Origin of the sequence: Clostridium sp., from assembly GCF_032552055.1 — a bacterium.
In the GTDB taxonomy this organism is placed as follows: Bacteria; Bacillota; Clostridia; order Clostridiales; family Clostridiaceae; genus Clostridium.
Window position 1 is genome coordinate 1 of record NZ_JAWGSV010000389.1, and the last position, 1,795, is coordinate 1,795.

Below are 1,795 nucleotides of genomic sequence, written 5' to 3' on the forward strand. Positions count from 1 at the left end.
AAAAAAAATTCTCAAAGAGTTTTAGTTAAATTAAAAGGTAAAGATGAAGAGTTAAATTTATCATTATTAGGAAAGCACCAAATTATAAATCTATCTTTAGCTATAGAAGGTGTAAAAGAGTTAGACAATCTTAAGTATATTAAATTAGATTTAGATAAAGTCAAATCTGCAGTTGAAAAAGTAAAATGGAATGGAAGACTAGAAGTTTTAAGTAGGAATCCTTATATTGTTTTAGATGGAGCACATAATGCTTCTGGGGTGGAATTTTTAAAAAGTAATTTAAGTGAATACTTTATATATAGCAAGCTTTATTTGGTTCTAGGTGTACTAGCAGATAAAGAAGTAGAAAAGATGGTTAAGGTTTTGGCCCCATTAGCAACTGAAGTATATACATTAACTGCAAATTCAGTTAGAGCTGAGGGGGCAGAGGAATTGAAGAACATAGTTAAGAAGTACAATGATAATTGTATTGCCTTCAATGATTATTCAGATGCAATTAATTATGCTAAATCTAAAGCTAAGGAAGATGACTTAATTTTAGCCTCTGGTTCTTTATATATGATAGGTACACTTAGGAACATTATGAAAAATTAATAATGGCAATACTATGAAGCTTGCATTTTATGTATAGAGGTGATTAGTATGAGATTAGCCCTAGATTACGGACATTGCCTGTCAGGTCCGGATACAGGAGCAGCAGGGAATGGATATAGAGAGGAAAACCTAACTAGGGAAATAGGGAAAGCTGTAAAGGCTAAACTTGAAAAGTTAGGTCATACTGTTATTGTAGTTTCTCCAGATTATGCAACTAGTGTTTCTAATAGTTTAAGTAGAAGAATAAGTGCTGCTAATGCTGCAAATCCTAATATTTCAGTATCTATCCACCTAAATGCTGGTGGAGGTAGAGGAACTGAAATATATACTAAAAATGGAACTCAATTAAGTGAAGCAGTATCAATTTTAAAAGAAATGAATAATATAGGATATGTTAATAGAGGGGTAAAGGATGGTTCAGCTCTTGCTTTAGTTGGAAGTATAGTAGCAAAATCAATGCTTATTGAAACATGTTTTATTGACTCTAGTGATATGTCTATTTATAATCCAGATAAAATATCTACAGCTATTGTAAAGGGATTAACAGGATCAGTGGTAACAAATCCTGGTACTCCACAAGTTCCAAGTAACCCTGGTAACAATGCAAACAAATATTTAAATTTATTAAGTCATGTAAGTAGGTGGAGAGTATATCCGTTAACTAAGGCACCGGTAATAGGTAATGAAGTAGGATTTGTCCTAACTTCTAATTTTGGAGGACTATCTTATAAGATAAGTGCTAATCCTCAAACTGATGTATATACAATATATACTGAAAGTTATGGGACAGTAAATATCTATGCACCAAGAGATAATGATAGCACCATAACAGCGAGTCCTTTATATGGTGGAAGCTCATCATCAAATAGTGGCAATAAAAAATATTTAAATTTAAAAAATGTTATTCCTAGCTGGAGAGTTTATCCATTATCTAAAGCGCCTGTTATAGGAAATGAAGTAGGTTCTTTAGCCCCATCTAGATATGGAGGATTATCCTATGAAATATTAGGTAATCCACAAACTGATGTCTATACTATTAATACTACAAGTTTTGGTAAAGTAAATATTTATGCACCAAGAGATAATGATAGTAGTATAACTTCAAGTCCAATTTATTAGTATTTTTAAGTGTAATTAGTAAATAATATTACTAGTTACACTTTTTAATTTTTATATAAAAGTATATAATTAATATAGATGG

The 1,795-nt window shown here is 30.9% G+C and carries 2 protein-coding genes; both read left to right on the forward strand.

Going from position 1 to position 1,795, the window contains the following annotated elements; all coding sequences use genetic code 11:
- The coding region (locus tag E6248_RS15805; protein WP_316341723.1) for a glutamate ligase domain-containing protein at window positions 1-594 on the forward strand (594 nt) is incomplete at its 5' end.
- A 48-nt stretch (window positions 595-642) separates the two neighbouring features.
- Complete coding sequence (locus tag E6248_RS15810; RefSeq protein WP_316341724.1) at window positions 643-1,713, forward strand: N-acetylmuramoyl-L-alanine amidase; 1,071 nt, start codon at window positions 643-645, stop codon at window positions 1,711-1,713.
- Window positions 1,714-1,795 lie beyond the last annotated feature (82 nt).

Bases quoted from the DNA above. Each gene is read 5' to 3' on its own strand.
- E6248_RS15810 (WP_316341724.1), top strand. From the start codon at position 643: ATGAGATTAGCCCTAGATTACGGACATTGCCTGTCAGGTCCGGATACA.